A 17,754-nucleotide genomic window follows, 5' to 3' on the forward strand; every position below is an offset into this window, starting at 1 on the left:
CGCCGCCGGATCATCATCGGCGTGGTGGCGCTCGTCGTGCTGCTCGGCGCCGCCTGGGCCCTCCTGTTCTCCCCGCTCACCGCGCTCGAGGACGTCGAGGCGACGACGACGGCCGAGTCCCCGTACGTCGACCTCGCGGAGGTCTCCGCGGCCGCGGACCCGCAGGTCGGCACGCCGCTCGCGCGCGTCGACACCGAGGCCGTCGACGAGGCCGTGCGGGCGCTCCCGGGCGTGGCCGACGCCGAGGTCGTACGCGCCTGGCCGACCGGGCTCGAGATCGAGGTGACCCCGCGCGTGCCGGTCGCGGTCACGCAGGTCGACGGCGGGTGGGCGCTGCTCGACGACACGGGCACCGAGGTCGCCCAGGTCGACGAGCCCGACGGCACGCTGCCCCAGGTCGACGTCCCCGACGACCCCGAGGACGGCACGCGCGCGCTCACCTCCCTGCTCGAGGCGCTCGGCGAGATGCCGACCGAGCTGCGCTCCCAGGTGGCGTCGGCCGCGGTCTCCGCGCAGGGCGTCATCACGCTCACCCTCACCGACGGCGCCGAGGTGCTGTGGGGGAGCTCGGAGGAGTCGACCCTGAAGTCCGAGGTGCTCCTCGTGCTCATCGAGCAGTCGCCGTCCTCGCGCTACGACGTGTCGATCCCCACGCGCCCGACGACGGGCGGCTGAGCCGGCGCGAACCGGCCGGGGCCGACCGCGCCTCCCGGCGCGACGTCGTGCCGGGCGCGGTTCCGACCCCCACGCCCCGCGCACCGCACGTCGAACGACACCGTTGTCATTCTCGTGGCGCGTCGCTCCCCATGAACCCTCGCGTCGCGACTACCTTCCCTGCGCCAGACAAGGACAGAAGTCTCACCTTCAAGTCGAGGTTGAAGGTCAGGCACGGACGAGGGGAACAACGTGGCAGCACCGCAGAACTACCTGGCGGTCATCAAGGTCGTCGGCATCGGCGGCGGTGGCGTCAACGCCGTCAACCGCATGATCGACGCGGGCCTCAAGGGCGTCGAGTTCATCGCCATCAACACCGACGCGCAGGCCCTGCTCATGTCGGACGCGGACGTCAAGCTCGACGTCGGTCGCGACCTCACGCGCGGGCTCGGCGCCGGCGCCGACCCTGAGGTCGGCAAGAAGGCGGCCGAGGACCACGAGGAGGAGATCGAGGAGGTCCTGCGCGGGGCCGACATGGTCTTCGTCACCGCCGGCGAGGGCGGCGGCACCGGCACCGGCGGCGCGCCGGTCGTCGCGCGCATCGCCCGCTCGCTCGGCGCCCTGACCATCGGTGTCGTCACCCGCCCGTTCGGCTTCGAGGGCCGGCGCCGCGGGCTCCAGGCCGAGACCGGGATCGAGGCGCTGCGCGACGAGGTCGACACGCTCATCGTCATCCCGAACGACCGGCTGCTCTCGATCTCGGACAAGAACGTCTCGATCCTCGACGCGTTCAACGCGGCGGACGAGGTGCTGCTGTCCGGTGTCCAGGGCATCACGGACCTCATCACGACCCCGGGCCTCATCAACCTCGACTTCGCGGACGTCAAGTCCGTCATGCAGGGGGCGGGCTCGGCGCTCATGGGCATCGGCTCGGCCCGGGGCGACGACCGCGCGGTCGACGCCGCGGAGGGGGCGATCTCCTCGCCGCTGCTCGAGGCGTCCATCGACGGCGCGCACGGCGTGCTCTTCTCCATCCAGGGTGGCTCCGACCTCGGCCTGTTCGAGATCCACGAGGCCGCGCGCCTCGTCCAGGAGGCCGCGCACCCCGAGGCGAACGTCATCTTCGGAACGGTCATCGACGACGCCCTCGGCGACGAGGTGCGGGTCACGGTCATCGCCGCCGGCTTCGACGAGGGCGTGGGCCCCACGGGTGCCCAGTCCACCGTCAACCGCCGGCCGCTCGCCGCCGTGCGTCCCGCCGCCGACGCCGACGCGGGCGCCCAGCGTGGTCGCGAGAGCGCCCAGGCCGGGTCCCGCCCGGTCTTCGAGCAGCAGGCGCCGGCCGAGCAGCGTCCCGCACCGGTGCCCGCCCAGGCCGCCGGCCAGGCGCCCGACCAGCCGGTCGAGGCGCAGCGCGGCGACGCCCCGGCCCAGCAGGGCTACGGCGACCCCCGGTTCGCGGAGGCCCGCGGCGAGCAGCGGCAGGCCGAGGACGCCTACCAGGGCGGCCAGGGACAGCCGGGGCAGCAGGGCTACCAGGGCCGCCCGGCCCCGGCAGGTCCGCAGCGTCCCGCCCCGAACGGCAACCGGGTCCCGCGCGTGTTCCCGGACACCGACACCCGGGACGACGACCTCGACATCCCCGACTTCCTCAAGTAGACCGAGTCGCATGTCTGTCCCTGTCCGCGCCGCCGACCTCGGCCCGGCGGCGCACGGCGTGTTCACCACGGCCCACGGCGGCGTCTCGACGCCGCCGTGGGCCGCGGCCGCGTCCGGCGGCCTCAACCTCGGCCCGCACGTCGGGGACGACCCCGGTCACGTGCGGGCCAACCGCGAGCGCGTCACGGAGCTCGTCGGCGGGCCCGTCGCGTGGATGACCCAGGTGCACGGCACGGCCGTGCGGATCGTCGCCGGAGCGGGCGCCGGTGCCACGGCCGCCGGTGACACGCCCGCCCCCACCGCCGGTGAGGCGTTCGGCGAGACGGTCGGGGAGGCCGACGTGCTCGTCGCGCTCCCGCGCGCGGGCGAGACCGTGTCGGTCGGCGTCATGGTCGCCGACTGCGTCCCGCTGCTGCTCGCCGACGGTGCCGGCCGCGCCGCCGCCGCGGTCCACGTGGGCCGCGCGGGCCTCGTCGCCGGGGCCGTCCCGGCCGCCCTCGAGGCGCTCGCCGACGCCGGCGTCGCACCCTCGGACCTGTCCGCCCACCTCGGTCCCTCGATCTGCGGGCGCTGCTACGAGGTGCCCGCGCCGCTGCGCGACGAGGTCGCGGCCGTCCACCCCGCGGCCGGGTCGACCACCCGCGACGGGACGCCGGGGCTCGACGTCGCCGCCGCGGTGCACGCCCAGCTCGACGCCCTCGGTGTCACGCGCGTGACCCGCGAGCACGCCTGCACCTATGAGGACGAGGCGCTGTACTCCTACCGCCGCGCGACCCACGCGGGGGAGCGGCGCACGGGGCGGTTCGCGGGGATCGTCACGGTCGGAGCGGGACTCGCCCGGCGCGTCGAACCTGCCACGCCGACCTCCAGCAGTTAGCGTCTGTGACGTGGCGGGAGCGACCTCTCCGCCGGCCGTCTCGATCGAGGAGTAGTCCCCATGCCCGGCACCATGCGCAAGTTCATGGAGTACCTCTCCTTCGCCGAGCCGCAGGACGACCTGTACGAGGGCGAGGGCGGCTACGACGAGCCGGCCGACCGCCGTCGTGAGGACCGTCGCCCCGCCGAGGAGCGCCGCTCCGACGACTACCGCCGCGAGGCCGACGAGACCCGCGAGCATCCGGCCGAGCCGTACGAGCGGCACGCCGAGGTCACCCACATCACCCGCCTCGCACCCGCCCGCCAGGAGGCCCCCGTGGACGTCGAGCTCTCCCGCATCGTCACCATGCGTCCCACGAGCTACAACGACGCGCCGGCGGTCGGTGACGCCTACCGTTCCGGCACCCCCGTGATCCTCAACATGGAGGGCATCTCGGAGGCCGACGCGCGCCGGCTCATCGACTTCTCCGCCGGCCTCGCCATGGCTCTCGGCGGCGTGCTCGAGAAGGTCTCGCCCGGCGCGTTCATCCTCGCGCCCCGCAGCGTGGCCGTGACGCACGCCGAGGAGGAGTCGCCCCGCTCGGGGTTCGACTTCGCCCGCGCCTGACGACGTGCGGATCGTCCTCGACGCGCTGAGCCTCGTCCTCTTCCTCTATCTGCTGGTCCTGCTCGCCCGGGTCGTCCTCGACCTCGTGCAGATCTTCTCGCGGACGTGGCGGCCGACGGGGTTCGTGCTCGTCGTCGCCAACCTGGTCTACGGGCTGACCGACCCGCCGCTGCGGTTCATCCGGCGGTTCATCCCGCCGTTGCGCATCGGCCAGGTCTCCCTCGACCTCGGCTTCATCATCCTGTTCCTCGGCGTCCAGCTGCTCCGAGGCTTCGTGCTGCCGCTGCTCGCCGTCGCCCTGCTCTGAGGGCAGGTCGACCCGGAGGGCAGGTCGACCACGCCGGCGCCGGTGGAGCGGCCCGAGAGTGGGAGGCGAACGGACCGCGACCGGCCCCGAGCCGGTCCGCGACCGGCGCAACGACCACGCCGATCCGGCGCGCCCGCACGGGCTGCTCCGGCCCGGCGTCCGATGCTTCCGCCGACCTCTGAGTAATCTGGGGCGCGGACGCGCGTGGCGTCCAGCCACGACCGACCAAGATCGAGGTGAGACGAGATGGCACTGCTCAGCGCCGACGACGTCCTCAACAAGAAGTTTGAGGCGACCAAGTTCCGCGAGGGATACAACCAGGACGAGGTTGACGACTTCCTCGACGAGGTGGTGGACACCCTCCGCTCCGTCTACGCGGAGAACGAGGAGCTCAAGGCGCGCCTGGAGGCCTCCGAGGCTCGCGTCGCGGAGCTCTCGTCCGGGGCTCCGGCCGACACGTCGGCCGCGGACCAGGCAGACGCCGAGGAGCAGCCCGCCACCCACGACACCGCGGAGACGCCGGTCGTCGCCGCGGCGCCCACCCGCCGTTCCGTGCACGACACCCCGCCGGCCACGCCGCAGCCCTACGCCGCGGCCGCCACCGCCGAGCCGCAGGCGCCCGCCGAGCAGCCCGAGGCCACGGACACCGCCGCCCCGGCCGCAGCCGCTGCCGCGCCGGCCACCGCCTCGACCACGCCCGACTCGGCCGCCGGGATGCTCGCCATGGCCCAGCGGGTGCACGACGAGTACGTCGCCGACGGCCAGGCCGAGTCCGCGCGGCTCGTCTCCGAGGCCCAGGCGGAGTCCGAGCGGATCGTCAGCGAGGCCGAGGCCCACTCGAACCGCACGCTGTCCCAGCTCGAGCAGGAGCGCTCGCTCCTCGAGCGGAAGATCGACGAGCTGCGCACGTTCGAGCGCGACTACCGCACGCGTCTGAAGAGCTACCTCAACCAGCTCCTCAGCACCGTCGAGGGTGGCACCGGCAGCCGCGAGAGCGGAATCTGACCGCCCCATGAGCACCGCCGCACCCGGCGCGTCACGGCGGCTGCTGTCCCTCCTTCTGGGGCTGGCGGCCGCCGTCGCCGTCATCGACCAGGTGACGAAGGCCATCGCGCTCGACCAACTCGCCGACGGACGCCGCATCGAGCTCCTCGGCGAATACTTCGGCCTGCGCCTCGTCTTCAACCCCGGTGCGGCCTTCGGGCTGGGCAGCGGTACGACCTGGCTGTTCACACTCATCATCGCCGTGGTGGTCGTGGTCATCCTCTTCTACGCGCGGCGGCTCCGTTCGATGCCGTGGGCGATCGCGCTGGGGCTCCTGCTCGGCGGCGCGGTCGGCAACTTCATCGACCGTCTCTTCCGCGACCCGGGGCCGTTCGAGGGCCACGTCATCGACTTCCTCGCCTACTACGACTGGTTCGTCGGCAACGTCGCGGACATCGGGATCGTCGTGGCGGCGCTGATGATCTGCGTGCTCGCCCTCACGGGCCGGGAGATCGACGGGACGCGACTGTCGGACGCGAAGGAGGGGGAGACCTCCGACGCCGACTCGGGCGACGGCCACGACGACGACACCGCGACCGTGGCCGCCGGTGCAGCCGGGGGCTCGCGCGCGGCCCGAGGCTCGGGGACCGGGACGAGCGCCGGTACCGGCGCGGGCGCCGCGGGGTCGGCAGGGGCGGGCTCCACCGACTCCTCGGCCGACGGCGACTCCGACCCCGACTGGCTGGTCGCCGCGACGGCGGGACAGACCGCCCAGGCCTCCGACGACGAGGATCCCGAGGCCTGGTGGGAGCGCCGCCTCGGGGCCGGAACCACCGGCAGCGCGGGGAGCAGCTCCGGCAGTACCGGGAGCAACGCCGGCAGCACAGGAGCCGGAGCCAGCGCGGCGAGCGCGACCGGATCGGGCACGAACGGTTCGGGCGCGACCGACGTGGGCGCGGCCACCTCGGGCACGACGGCGACCAGCACGACGACGACCAGCACGACGACGAACGACGCGGCGGCGACCGGCGCCCCGGCGTCCGACCGAGCGGCTGCGACGGCGGCACGGTCGTCGGGCCCTGCCGGTGCCACGTCGTCGTCGGGCTCGACACCCGGCGCGACGACCCCGGCCGCCGCCGCGACGGCGCCCACCCCCACGCCCACGGCCCCGCCGACGGTGACCGCCGCCCCGGGCGAGCGGATCACGCGACGGGAGCTGCGTCGTCGTCGGGAGGCGGCGGAGGCCGCCCAGCGGGCCGAGGGCGCGCCGGACGCTCAGGTCGATGACGCCAGTGCCGCGGACGGCACGGAGCGCCCCGGTGCCTGAGGTCAGGTCGCTGCCGGTGCCCGACGGGCTCGCCGGCGAACGGGTCGACGCCGCCATCGCGCGCCTGCTCGGCCTCTCCCGCACGCGCGCAGCCGAGCTCGCGGCAGGCGGCGACGTGCTCCTCGACGGCGCCCCCGTCGGCAAGTCCGACCGGCTCACCGCGGGGGCGTGGCTCGAGGTCACGCTGCCCGAGCCCGAGCGACCGCCCGGTCCGCCGACGCCCACCGCCGTCGAGGGCATGGCGATCGCGCTGGAGGACGACGACATCGTCGTCGTCGACAAGCCCGTGGGCGTCGCCGCCCACCCCTCACCGGGCTGGGACGGACCCACGGTCGTCGGCGCCCTGGCGGCCTCCGGCCGGCGCGTGTCCACCTCGGGAGCGCCGGAACGGCAGGGGGTCGTCCACCGGCTGGACGTCGGCACGTCCGGCCTCATGGTCGTCGCGAAGTCGGAGCGCGCGTACACGGTGCTCAAGCGGGCGTTCAAGGAGCGCACCGTCGACAAGACGTACCACGCCCTCGTCCAGGGCCAGATGGACCCGAGCGCGGGAACCGTCGACGCGCCCGTCGGCCGGGACCCGCGGCACAGCTACAAGATGGCCGTCGTCACGGGCGGCAAGGACGCGATCACGCACTACGAGACGCTCGAGTCGATGCCCGGCGCGTCCCTGCTCGAGATCCGGCTCGAGACCGGCCGCACGCATCAGATCCGCGTCCACACCTCCGCGGTGGGGCACCCGTGCGTGGGCGACACGACCTACGGCGCCGACCCCACGCTCGGCGCCCGGGTCGGGCTGACGAGGCAGTGGCTGCACGCCGTCGGGCTGGCGTTCGCGCACCCGGTGACCGACGCGCGCGTCGAGGTCGCCTCGCCCTACCCGGACGACCTCGCGGCCGCCCTGGAGGTCCTCCGCGAGGCGGGACGGTGAGCGGAGCGGCGGCAAGCGAGCAGGCCGGGAGCGAGCCGGCCGCGACCGGACCGGCGGCGCACGAGCCGGCCGGCCACGCGCCCACCACCGTCCGACGCGTGACCGACCGCGCCGACCTCGAGGCCTGCTGGCGGGTGCGGTGGGAGGTCTTCGTCGAGGAGCAGAAGGTCCCCGGCGAGGAGGAGATCGACGACCTCGACACCGACCCGGGCACGGTCCACGTCCTCGGCGTGACGACCGGCGCGGACGGCGTGGAGCTCCCTGTCGCGACCGCCCGGCTCCTGCCCGAGGGCCCGGGCGTGGTGCGGATCGGCCGGGTCGCCGTGCTCCGCGCGGCGCGGGGGACGGGCGCGGGCCGCGCCGTCATGCAGGCGCTCCACGCGGTCGCCGAGGCGGAGCACCTGGGGCCCGACGGCAGCGTCCGCGTCGACATCGAGGCCCAGGAGCACGCGATCGGCTTCTACTCCGGCCTCGGGTACGCGCTGGTGTCCGAGCGCCGCTACCTCGACGCCGGCATCTGGCACAAGGACATGGCGCTCACGCTCGGCGGCTGAGCGGCATCCCGGCGACGGAGCGGCTGAGCGGCATCCCGGCGACGGAGCGGCTGAGCGGCTGAGCGGCATCCCGGCGACGGAGCCGGTCATGCGGCGGCTGACCGGAAGTAACCAGCGGCGGCAGCGAACGACACGCCGGGACACGCCGGGACACGCCGCGGACCTCGCGGGGGCGGCGGACCGGTGCCCTCGTCGTCGGAGGTCGAACCTACGATCGTGGGTATGCCCTCGACCCCCGCGCAGCAGGACTTCGCCCACCTCCACGTCCACACCGACTACTCGATGCTCGACGGCGCGGCGAAGATCTCGGCCCTCGTCGACGAGGTCGAGCGGCAGGGGCAGAAGGCCGTCGCGATCACCGACCACGGCTACGTGTTCGGCGCGTTCGAGCTCTACCGGGCGGCGACGGCGAAGGGCATCAAGCCGATCATCGGCGTCGAGGCCTACGTGACCCCCGGGACCTCCCGGTTCGACAAGAAGACGCGCGTGCGCTGGGGCGAGGACTGGCAGAAGGGTGACGACGTGTCGGCGTCGGGCGCGTACACGCACCTGACGATGCTCGCGCGCACGACCGAGGGCATGCACAACCTCTTCCGGATGGCCTCGCACGCCTCCCTCGACGGCCAGATGGGCAAGTGGCCGCGCATGGACCGCGACCTGCTCCAGCAGTACGCCAACGGGATGATCGCGTCGACCGGCTGCCCCTCGGGCGAGGTCCAGACCCGGCTGCGGCTTGGCCAGACCGAGGAGGCCGTCCGCGCCGCCGGAGAGCTCCAGGAGATCTTCGGCCGCGAGAACTTCTACGTCGAGATCATGGACCACGGCAACGACTTCGAGAAGAGGACGATGCCGCAGCTGTTCGAGCTCGCCAAGCGGATCGACGCGCCGCTGCTCGCGACCAACGACTCGCACTACGTCACCGCCGAGCAGAAGTCCGTGCAGGACGCGATGCTCTGCCTCAACTCCGGCTCGACGCTCGACGACCCCAACCGCTTCAAGTTCGACGGCACCGGCTACCACCTGCGCTCGAGCAAGGACATGTGGAACCTGTTCGCCGACCACCCGGACGCCGTGCGGAACACCCTGCTCGTCGCCGAGCAGTGCGACGTCTCCTTCACGACCGCCGCCGACGGCGCGAACTTCATGCCGCGGTTCGACGTCCCGGCGGGCGAGGACGAGCACTCGTGGTTCGTCAAGGAGGTCGAGCGCGGGCTGCGCTACCGCTACCCGGACGGCATCCCGGACCACGTGCGCAAGCAGGCGGAGTACGAGGTCGGCGTCATCACCCAGATGGGTTTCCCGGGGTACTTCCTCGTCGTCGCCGACTTCATCAACTGGGCCAAGGAGAACGGCATCCGCGTGGGGCCGGGGCGTGGCTCCGGCGCCGGCTCGATGGTCGCCTACGCCATGCGGATCACCGATCTCGACCCGCTCGTCCACGGCCTCATCTTCGAGCGTTTCCTCAACCCGGACCGCGTCTCGATGCCGGACTTCGACGTCGACTTCGACGAGCGCCGGCGCGGCGAGGTCATCGACTACGTCGTCGAGAAGTACGGCGACGACCGGGTCGCCCAGGTCGTCACCTACGGCGTCATCAAGTCCAAGCAGGCCCTCAAGGACTCCGCCCGGGTGCTCGGCTACCCGTTCGCCATGGGGGAGAAGCTGACCAAGGCGATGCCGCCGGCGATCATGGCCAAGGACATCCCGCTCAAGGACATCGAGGACCCGAGCTCGAAGCGGTACGCCGAGGCCGGCGAGTTCCGGAACGTGCTGAGCGCGGACCCCGAGTCCAAGCGGGTCTACGACATGGCGACCGGCCTCGAGGGCATGACCCGGCAGTGGGGCGTCCACGCCTGCGCCGTCATCATGTCGAGCCACACGCTCACCGACGTCATCCCGGTCATGCGCCACCCGCGCGACGGCTTCATCCTCACGCAGTTCGACTACCCCACGTGCGAGGGGCTCGGACTGCTGAAGATGGACTTCCTCGGCCTGCGCAACCTCACGGTGCTCGACGACGCGATGACGAACATCGGGCGCAACGGCAAGGAGCCGGTCGACCTCGAGCACCTCGGGCTCGACGACGAAGGCACGTACCAGCTGCTCGCGCGCGGCGACAGCCTCGGCGTCTTCCAGCTCGACGGCGGCGGCATGCGCACCCTGCTCCGCCAGATGAAGCCGGACAACTTCGAGGACATCTCCGCCGTCGGCGCCCTGTACCGGCCGGGCCCGATGGGCGCGAACTCGCACACGAACTACGCGCTGCGCAAGAACGGCCAGCAGCCGATCACGCCGATCCACCCCGAGCTCGAGGAGCCGCTCGCCGAGATCCTCGGCACCACGTACGGCCTCATCGTCTACCAGGAGCAGGTGATGGCGATCGCGCAGAAGGTCGCCGGGTACAGCCTCGGACAGGCGGACCTCCTGCGCCGCGCGATGGGCAAGAAGAAGAAGGCCGAGCTGGACAAGCAGTTCGTCACCTTCGAGGCGGGCATGCTCGAGCGCGGCTTCTCGGCGGCGGCCGTCAAGGCCCTGTGGGACGTGCTCCTGCCGTTCTCGGACTACGCGTTCAACAAGGCGCACTCCGCGGCGTACGGGCTCGTGTCGTACTGGACCGCCTACCTCAAGGCGCACTACCCGGTCGAGTACATGGCCGCGCTGCTGACGAACTCGCAGGAGAACAAGGACCGCCTCGGTCTCTACCTGTCCGAGTGCCGGCACATGAACATCACCGTCCAGGCGCCCGACGTCAACTCCTCCGCCGCCGACTTCACGCCGGTCGGCGACGAGATCAAGGTCGGGCTCGGGGCGATCCGCAACGTCGGCGCGAACGTCGTCAAGGGGATCATCGAGGCGCGCGAGGAGAAGGGCGCGTTCACGAGCTTCCAGGACTTCCTCGACAAGGTGCCCGCCGTGGTGTGCAACAAGCGGACCATCGAGTCGCTCATCAAGGCCGGCGCCTTCGACACCCTCGGGAACACGCGGCGCGCGCTGGTGGCGCGGCACGAGGAGGCGGTCGACGCGGTCGTCGACGTCAAGCGGAACGAGGCCGTGGGCCAGTTCGACCTGTTCGCGGCCGTCGAGGGGGCCGAGGTCGGCTTCGACATCGAGATCCCCGACCTGCCCGAGTGGGACAAGCGGGAGAAGCTCGCGTTCGAGCGGCACATGCTCGGCATGTACGTCTCCGACCACCCGCTCGCCGGTCTCGAGGGGTCGCTCGGTCAGCACGCCGACACCGACGTCTCGGACCTCGTGAGCGCGTCGGAGGACAACCCGGTGGACGGGAGGCGCGTGACGATCGCCGGGCTGGTGACGAGCGTCCAGCGCAAGCTGACCAAGCAGGGCAACCCGTGGGCGATCGCCACGCTCGAGGATCTCTCGGGCGAGATCGACGTCATGTTCTTCCCGCAGTCCTACATCGGCGTCTCACACGCGCTGTCGGAGGACACGATCGTCTCGATCAAGGGGCGCGCCTCGGTGCGCGATGAGAACGTCCAGGTCGTCGCCGACTCGATGACTATCCCCACCCTGCAGGACGGGACCGGGCCGCTGACGATCTACCTGCCGGAGCACCGCGTCCACGGGGCGATGATCGACCGGCTCGGACGGGTGCTCGGCGAGCACCCGGGGTCCACCGAGGTCCGGGTCGTGGTCGAGGGGGCCGCCGTGCACACCGTGCTGTCGCTGTCCGACCGCTTCCGGGTCTCCTCCTCGCCCGCGCTGTACGGCGACCTCAAGGCCCTGCTCGGGCCGGGCTGCCTGGGAAGCGTGGCGGCGCAGTGAGCGCGGCGACGAGCGGGGCGGCCGATGGGTCGACCGGCGGGGACATGGGCGGCGCGCTGGGCGGGGCGGCGAGTGAGCCGCTCGGCGGGCTGGACCTGCGCGAGCTCGGGACGCTGCGCCGGGAGGGCGGGGGTGCTGGTGGCGTCGACGGAGCCGAAGGCGCCGACTCCCGGATCGTTCTCACCCAGCGACGCGAGTGGTCGGTCGACCCGGTCACCCTGTGGGCCGCGCTCACCGATCCGCGCTACACGGCCACGTGGCTCGGCGAGCTCGACGGCCCGCTGAGCGAGCCCGGCACCGTGCGCGTCGACCACGGCAGGGGCGACCCGTCCGAGGTGACGGTCGTGGCGGTCGAGCCCGGCCGGTCGTGCGACCTCGAGTGGCGCGCGGCGGGCGAGGGACCGGCGGAGATCCGCCTCGAGATCACGGAGGTCGAGCGGGCTGCTTCCGTGGACCCGGCGATCACCTCCGACGACGAGACGGACGTCTCCGACGACAGCTCGCACCCCTCCGACGACGGGTCCACCCCGTCCGACGACGAGCCCACCCCCTCCGACGACGAACCCCGCGTCGCGCTCACCCTCACCTATGCGGCCGCCGACGAGGACCAGGTGCGCTCGGCCCTCGGCGGTTGGTTCGGGTTCCTCGACCAGCTCGCGGAGATGTTCGACGAGCTGCCGGCCTCCGAGGTGCGCTCTCCCGCGCTGCGGGCGATCCAGCGCCTCGCGGCGGCGGTCGAGCTCGGGCGGATGCTGCCGGTGGCCTGAGGGGAGGGCGATCAGTCCTCCGCCACGACACGGACCGCCTCGACGCCTCTGGACCGGCGCACCTCGACGACCTCACCGCCGGTCAGCTGCCGGCCGCGACGCATCTCGGCGGTGCCGTCGACGAGGACGTCGCCGTCGGCCACGAGGGTGCGGGCGTCGGAGCCCGTGTCGGCGATGCCGGAGAGCTGGAGGAGCTGGCCGAGACGGACGGGCACGCGGACCACGACGTCGATGGGTACGGGCGACATGCCGGACATTGTCGCAGGACGGGTGGGGGCGGCACCGTCCCGCATCCGCATCCGCATCCGCATCCGCATCCGCATCCGCATCCGCATCCGCCCCCGAGGCCGGCCCACACTCACGATGGCCCGCGACCACGACGGTCCGCCTCCCGATCGCCCCGGCCCCCGCGCTGCCCGCGGATCTACAGTGACGCCATGTTGCGTCGAATCGACCTCAGGGGCCGCACCCTCTCGCGCGCCGAGCTGGCGGACACGCTGCCGCGCGCCGCGCTCGACGTCGAGGCCGCGGCCGCCGCCGTCGCCCCCGTGCTCGACGACGTGCGCGCCCGTGGCGCCGCCGCCGTGCGGGACGCCGCCGAACGGTTCGACGGCGTTCGCCCCGAGCACCTGCGTGTCCCCGCCGAGGCACTGACCGACGCGCTCGACGCCCTCGACCCCGCGGTCCGCACCGCTCTGTCCCGCGCGGCCGAGCACCTGCGCGCGGGTCACGCCGCGCAGGTCCCGCCCGACGTCACCACCGAGATCACCCCCGGCGGCCTCGTCCACCAGCGGTGGCTGCCGGTGCGCCGCGTCGGCCTCTACGTGCCGGGCGGGCTCGCGGTCTACCCGTCGAGCGTCGTCATGAACGTCGTCGCCGCGCAGGCCGCGGGCGTCGAGGAGCTCGTCGTCGCCTCCCCGCCGCAGGCCGACCGCGGCGGGCTCCCGCACCCGACGATCCTCGCCGCGTGCGCCCTCCTCGGCGTCACCGAGGTGTACGCGGCCGGCGGCGCCCAGGCGATCGCTCTGCTCGCCCACGGCGCGGCAGGGGAGGACGGGACTCCTGATGCGGACGTGCTCGCCGAGCCCGTCGACGTCGTCACCGGCCCCGGGAACGTCTACGTCGCCGCTGCGAAGCGCCTCGTCCGCGGGCTCGTCGGCATCGACGCCGAGGCCGGGACCACGGAGATCGCCGTCGTGGCCGACTCGAGCGCCGACCCCCTGCACGTCGCCGCCGACCTGCTGAGCCAGGCCGAGCACGACCCGGCCGCCGCGAGCGTCCTCATCACCGACGACGAGGCCCTGGCCGACGCCGTCGACGAGCACCTGACGCAGCTGGCGGCCGGCACGAGGCACGCCGAGCGGGTGGCCACGGCGCTGGGCGGGCCGCAGTCGGCGACCGTCGTCGTCGAGGATCTCGACCGGGCGATCGAGGTGGCGGACGCCTACGCGGCCGAGCACCTCGAGATCCAGACGACGGACGCCCCGGCCGTCGCCGCGCGCATCCGCAACGCGGGCGCGATCTTCGTCGGCGGCTACTCGCCGGTCCCGCTGGGGGACTACCTCGCGGGCTCGAACCACGTCCTGCCCACCGGCGGGACCGCGCGGTTCACGTCCGGCCTGTCCGTCATGGCCTACCTCCGGCCGGTCCAGCTCATCGAGTACACGAAGGACGCGCTCGCGGCCGAGGCGCCGCACCTGCGCGCGCTCGCCGAGGCGGAGGACCTGCCCGCGCACGCGGACGCCGTCAACGTGCGGCGCTTCTCCTCACGGCCGGCGGGGGAGTAGCACGGAGCAGGGGAGGTGCGGCCCGGCCTACGCCCGTCGGGCTCACCCGGTCACGACGCTTGCTGGTCTGCCCCGCGCGGCCGGCGGGGGAGTAGGGGAGGCGCGCCCCGCGGCTATGCCTCCCTTTTGCCCGCAGCCCGCTCGCGGTACGTGTCGAGCACGTCGGTGAACCGCCCGGACCACACGATCTCGACGTCGCCGCTGCCGAGCCCCACCCGGGCGTAGCGGTCCTGGTCGCCGTGCTGGACGAGGACGATCCGCCAGTCGTCGGTGCCGGCCACCGAGATGCCGTCGAGGTCGTCGATGCTCGCGTAGCCGGAGTCCGAGAGCACGCCGTCCGCGTCGTTGACGGGGAACTGCAGGAGCGGGGCGCCGTCGGCCGCGAGGAGGTCGCCGTTGTAGCCGCCGAGCGTGGTGATGAGCGCGACGTAGTCGGCGGGCAGGGCGCGGCCGTACTCACGGGCCACCCGGTCGAGGTCCGCCTCGCTCGCCCCCGTGACCTCGGCGTCGGGCTCGACGTAGCTCGTCAATGGGGAGGGGGCCATGCCGGCCAGGTTAACGGTCCGGGCGGGCTGTGCCGGCCCGGGACCGTGGCGCGCTAGACGACCCCGAGCACGAACGGGACCACCGCGTCCGCCCCCGCGAGCCGCAGCATCCGGGCGGCCACGGTCAGCGTCCAGCCGGAGTCCGTCGAGTCGTCCACGAGCAGGACCCGGCGGCCGGGCAGCCCGGCGAGCGCGGCCTCGGACAGCCCCATCCGCAGCCGTCGTGAGACGGAGGCGAGGCGGCTGGCGGAGTTGACGTCGTGCCGGCCCGGTTCGCTGCCGGGCTCCGGGACGAGCGCGCCGACCACCGGGACGCCGAGGACCTGGGAGACGTGCACGGCGAGGTCGCGGACGAGCTGGGGCCTGGTCGTCGAGTCGACCGCGACGATCCCGGCGACCGGCTCGGCCCCCGCCGCCCACGCGGTGAGGGTCTGCCGCAGCGGCCCGACGAGCTCGGGCGGGACCGGGCCGTCCGCCGCCCCCGTCCCGAGCGTGCCGCGCAGCGCCCCCGCGAGGCCGACGCCGTCGAGCCGGCCCACGGCGAGCCCGGTCTCGGCCCGCTCGGCCGGCGGGATCTTGCCGGACAGGTCGATGCCGAGGCGGTCCATGCCCGAGGGCCACTGCCGGCGCGCCTCGATCTCGAGGCCGGGGCGGTCGAGACCGGAGCGGGCCTGCTGCGCCGCCTCGGCGTCCACGGTCGCGGCGAGCTCCATGCCGCCGCACAGGTCGCAGCGCCCGCACCGCCACCCCTGCTCGAGGTCGGGGTCGTCGAGGTGGGTGCGCAGGACCGCCATCCGGCACTCGGGCGGCTCGAGCCGGGCATAGGCGAGCATCGCGTCGGCCTCGCGGCGGCGGGCGTCCTCGACCCGCTCGTAGCGCGCGGCGTCGTAGGTCCACGGCTGCCCCGTGCTCTCCCAACCGCCGCGCACGCGCCGGACCGCCCCGTCGACGTCGAGAACCTTGAGCATCGTCTCCAGGCGGGTCCGGCGCAGGTCGACGGCCGTCTCGAGGACCGGGGTCGACCGGACCTGGCCGTCGCCGAGGACGTCGAGCACCGTGCGGACGGACTCCTCGGGCGGGAACGCGAGGGAGGCGAAGTACTGCCAGATCGCCCGGTCCTCGCGACCCGGCAGCAGGACGACGTCGGCCCGGTCGACCCCGCGGCCCGCGCGCCCGACCTGCTGGTAGTACGCCACCGGCGAGGACGGGGAGCCGAGGTGGACGACGAACGCGAGGTCCGGCTTGTCGAACCCCATGCCGAGCGCGGACGTCGCGACGAGGGCCTTGACCCGGTTGGCCTTGAGGTCGGCCTCGAGCTCCTCCCGCTCGGCGGGCTCGGTCCGGCCGGTGTAGGCGCGGACCTCGAGCCCGGCGGCGCGCAGCTGCTCGGCCACGGTGTGCGCGGCGGACACGGTGAGTGCGTAGATGATGCCCGAGCCGTCCCAGCGAGGGAGTTGGCCGGCGAGCCACGCGATCCGCGCCGCGTCGTCCGCCAGCTCGACGACGCCCAGGTGCAGCGCCGGCCGGTCGAGGCTGCCCCGGAGCACGAGCACCTCGCCGGCGCCGCCGAGCTGCTCGGCGACGTCGCGGGTCACGCGCTCGTTCGCCGTCGCGGTCGTGGCGAGGACGGGCACCCCGCCCGGGAGGTCGGCGAGGAGGGTGCGGATGCGCCGGTAGTCGGGCCGGAAGTCGTGGCCCCAGTCGGAGATGCAGTGGGCCTCGTCGACCACCACGAGGCCCGCGTCGGCGGCGAGCCGGGGGAGGACCTGGTCGCGGAACGCCGGGTTGTTGAGCCGCTCGGGACTGACGAGCAGGACGTCGACGGCGCCGCGCGCGATGTCGGCGTGGACCTCGTCCCACTCCTGGACGTTGGTGGAGTTGAGGGTGACGGCCGTGATGCCGGCGCGGGAGGCCGCGGCGATCTGGTCGCGCATGAGGGCCAGCAGCGGGGAGACGATGACCGTGGGCCCGGCGCCGGAGCGGCGGCGCAGCGCGGTCGCCACGAAGTAGACCGCCGACTTGCCCCATCCGGTGCGCTGGACGACGAGCACCCGACGCGACCCCCCGACGAGCGCCTCGATCGCCCGCCACTGGTCGTCACGTAGGCGTGCGTCCTCGCGCCCGACGAGCGCGCGGAGGACACCTTCCGCCTGGTCGCGGAGCTCGGGATTCTCAGGTGCGTCCGGGGGACCGGGGTGGTCGAGAGGGCCGGGATGCTCGAGCTGGCTCGCGGATCCGGCCGGGTCGATCGAGGTCATGCGGCCACGCTACGTGCGCGGTGGGACACGGGCGCGCGTCGCTCGGGAGGGCTGTGGACGACGGTGCGCCGGGATGCAGGCCGGGCGCGGGCGAGGTGGGTCCGCGGCTGCGCACCGGGCGCCGGACCGATGGCCGGACGGGGGCGCGGCGGGATGTCCGACGTCGGACGCGTGGCTCGAGCGGATTCTCCGGAAGGGACCCGCGTCAGGCGGGCGCGCCGACGACGAGCTGGCCGGCGTCGAGGCTCGCGGGCCGCACGGCGACGACCGCGTCCATCGGGATCGGACCGTAGATGTGCGGGTAGACGGGGCCGGTGGGATCGGCGGGGTCCGGCTCGTCGCGGACGTCCAGGCCGCACGAGCGCAGCACGTGGGGGTCGAGCACGAGCACGACGAGCGGCTCGGGGTCGTCGGCGTACACCGATGCCGCCACGCCGGGGAGCTGCTCGGGGTAGGACCCGTGGATGAATCCGACCGACTCCAGCGTCGCGCCGCGCGTAGAGATCCGATACATCCCTGTCTCACGCGCGTCAGCGAGGTCCGCCGCGTACGCCAGGTGCCAGATGTGCTCCACGAGTGCCAGGCTAGCCGCGGGACGAGCGCCTTTTGAGGGGTCACGGCGGCTCTGATTCGTGAGACCGGACACCGCTAGCGGGCAAAGGATGTGCCACGTCTCGATCCGAGCGTGGTCGGCGCCACCCCATGTGGTCGGGGCCAC

General features: G+C 73.7%; 16 protein-coding genes. 12 read left to right on the plus strand and 4 right to left on the minus strand.

Annotated elements, in window-relative coordinates; translation table 11 throughout:
- Positions 1-21: 21 nt before the first annotated feature.
- The 11 genes from ACPYO6_RS01175 to ACPYO6_RS01225 all read left to right on the plus strand — a co-directional run bounded on the left by ACPYO6_RS01175 (position 22) and on the right by ACPYO6_RS01225 (position 12,446).
- Positions 22-675, plus strand: a complete 654-nt coding sequence (locus ACPYO6_RS01175) for a cell division protein FtsQ/DivIB (RefSeq protein WP_425713052.1) — start codon at positions 22-24, stop codon at positions 673-675.
- Between the two features lie 231 nt (positions 676-906).
- The gene (ftsZ, locus tag ACPYO6_RS01180) at positions 907-2,313 is read left to right on the plus strand and encodes a cell division protein FtsZ (RefSeq protein ID WP_425713053.1); all 1,407 of its coding nucleotides are present in this window, start codon (positions 907-909) and stop codon (positions 2,311-2,313) included.
- Between the two features lie 10 nt (positions 2,314-2,323).
- The gene (locus ACPYO6_RS01185) at positions 2,324-3,190 is read left to right on the plus strand and encodes a polyphenol oxidase family protein (protein WP_425713054.1); all 867 of its coding nucleotides are present in this window, start codon (positions 2,324-2,326) and stop codon (positions 3,188-3,190) included.
- 60 nt (positions 3,191-3,250) lie between these two features.
- Positions 3,251-3,796, plus strand: coding sequence for a cell division protein SepF (locus ACPYO6_RS01190; protein ID WP_425713055.1), 546 nt, complete (start codon positions 3,251-3,253; stop codon positions 3,794-3,796).
- Between the two features lie 4 nt (positions 3,797-3,800).
- Complete coding sequence (locus ACPYO6_RS01195) at positions 3,801-4,103, plus strand: YggT family protein (protein ID WP_425713056.1); 303 nt, start codon at positions 3,801-3,803, stop codon at positions 4,101-4,103.
- A gap of 246 nt (positions 4,104-4,349) precedes the next feature.
- Positions 4,350-5,108: a DivIVA domain-containing protein gene (locus tag ACPYO6_RS01200; protein WP_425713057.1), complete on the plus strand. Its 759-nt coding sequence runs from the start codon at positions 4,350-4,352 to the stop codon at positions 5,106-5,108.
- 7 nt (positions 5,109-5,115) lie between these two features.
- Positions 5,116-6,414 carry a signal peptidase II gene (gene lspA / locus ACPYO6_RS01205; RefSeq protein WP_425713058.1) on the plus strand — a complete coding sequence of 433 codons (1,299 nt, stop codon included), beginning with the start codon at positions 5,116-5,118 and terminating at the stop codon, positions 6,412-6,414.
- The gene (locus ACPYO6_RS01210) at positions 6,407-7,342 is read left to right on the plus strand and encodes an RluA family pseudouridine synthase (RefSeq protein WP_425713059.1); all 936 of its coding nucleotides are present in this window, start codon (positions 6,407-6,409) and stop codon (positions 7,340-7,342) included. The genes lspA and ACPYO6_RS01210 overlap by 8 nt, the downstream gene beginning before the upstream one ends.
- Before the next feature lie 98 nt (positions 7,343-7,440).
- A complete protein-coding gene (locus ACPYO6_RS01215; RefSeq protein ID WP_425713060.1) occupies positions 7,441-7,896 on the plus strand; it encodes a GNAT family N-acetyltransferase in 456 nt (151 codons plus the stop codon).
- A 222-nt stretch (positions 7,897-8,118) separates the two neighbouring features.
- Positions 8,119-11,679, plus strand: a complete 3,561-nt coding sequence (gene dnaE, locus ACPYO6_RS01220; protein WP_425713061.1) for a DNA polymerase III subunit alpha — start codon at positions 8,119-8,121, stop codon at positions 11,677-11,679.
- The gene (locus ACPYO6_RS01225) at positions 11,676-12,446 is read left to right on the plus strand and encodes a hypothetical protein (protein ID WP_425713062.1); all 771 of its coding nucleotides are present in this window, start codon (positions 11,676-11,678) and stop codon (positions 12,444-12,446) included. Before dnaE ends, ACPYO6_RS01225 begins: the two co-directional genes overlap by 4 nt.
- Positions 12,447-12,457: 11 nt before the next feature.
- Here the strand turns inward: ACPYO6_RS01225 and ACPYO6_RS01230 are convergent, their stop codons facing one another.
- Positions 12,458-12,694, minus strand: a complete 237-nt coding sequence (locus ACPYO6_RS01230) for an RNA-binding S4 domain-containing protein (RefSeq protein WP_425713063.1) — start codon at positions 12,692-12,694, stop codon at positions 12,458-12,460.
- Positions 12,695-12,883: 189 nt separating this feature from the next.
- Here ACPYO6_RS01230 and hisD point away from each other — a divergent pair, with 189 nt between their 5' ends.
- Positions 12,884-14,233 carry a histidinol dehydrogenase gene (hisD, locus tag ACPYO6_RS01235; RefSeq protein ID WP_425713064.1) on the plus strand — a complete coding sequence of 450 codons (1,350 nt, stop codon included), beginning with the start codon at positions 12,884-12,886 and terminating at the stop codon, positions 14,231-14,233.
- Between the two features lie 113 nt (positions 14,234-14,346).
- On the opposite strand, the gene ACPYO6_RS01240 is transcribed toward hisD, so the two are convergent.
- The 3 genes from ACPYO6_RS01240 to ACPYO6_RS01250 form a co-directional block, all read right to left on the minus strand.
- Positions 14,347-14,778 carry a hypothetical protein gene (locus tag ACPYO6_RS01240; protein ID WP_425713065.1) on the minus strand — a complete coding sequence of 144 codons (432 nt, stop codon included), beginning with the start codon at positions 14,776-14,778 and terminating at the stop codon, positions 14,347-14,349.
- A 53-nt stretch (positions 14,779-14,831) separates the two neighbouring features.
- The gene (locus ACPYO6_RS01245; protein WP_425713066.1) at positions 14,832-17,036 is read right to left on the minus strand and encodes a RecQ family ATP-dependent DNA helicase; all 2,205 of its coding nucleotides are present in this window, start codon (positions 17,034-17,036) and stop codon (positions 14,832-14,834) included.
- Positions 17,037-17,241: 205 nt separating this feature from the next.
- The gene (locus ACPYO6_RS01250) at positions 17,242-17,610 is read right to left on the minus strand and encodes a DUF952 domain-containing protein (protein WP_425713067.1); all 369 of its coding nucleotides are present in this window, start codon (positions 17,608-17,610) and stop codon (positions 17,242-17,244) included.
- Positions 17,611-17,754 lie beyond the last annotated feature (144 nt).

This window comes from Georgenia sp. Z1344 (assembly GCF_049856295.1).
Classification (GTDB): Bacteria; Actinomycetota; Actinomycetes; order Actinomycetales; family Actinomycetaceae; genus JB111.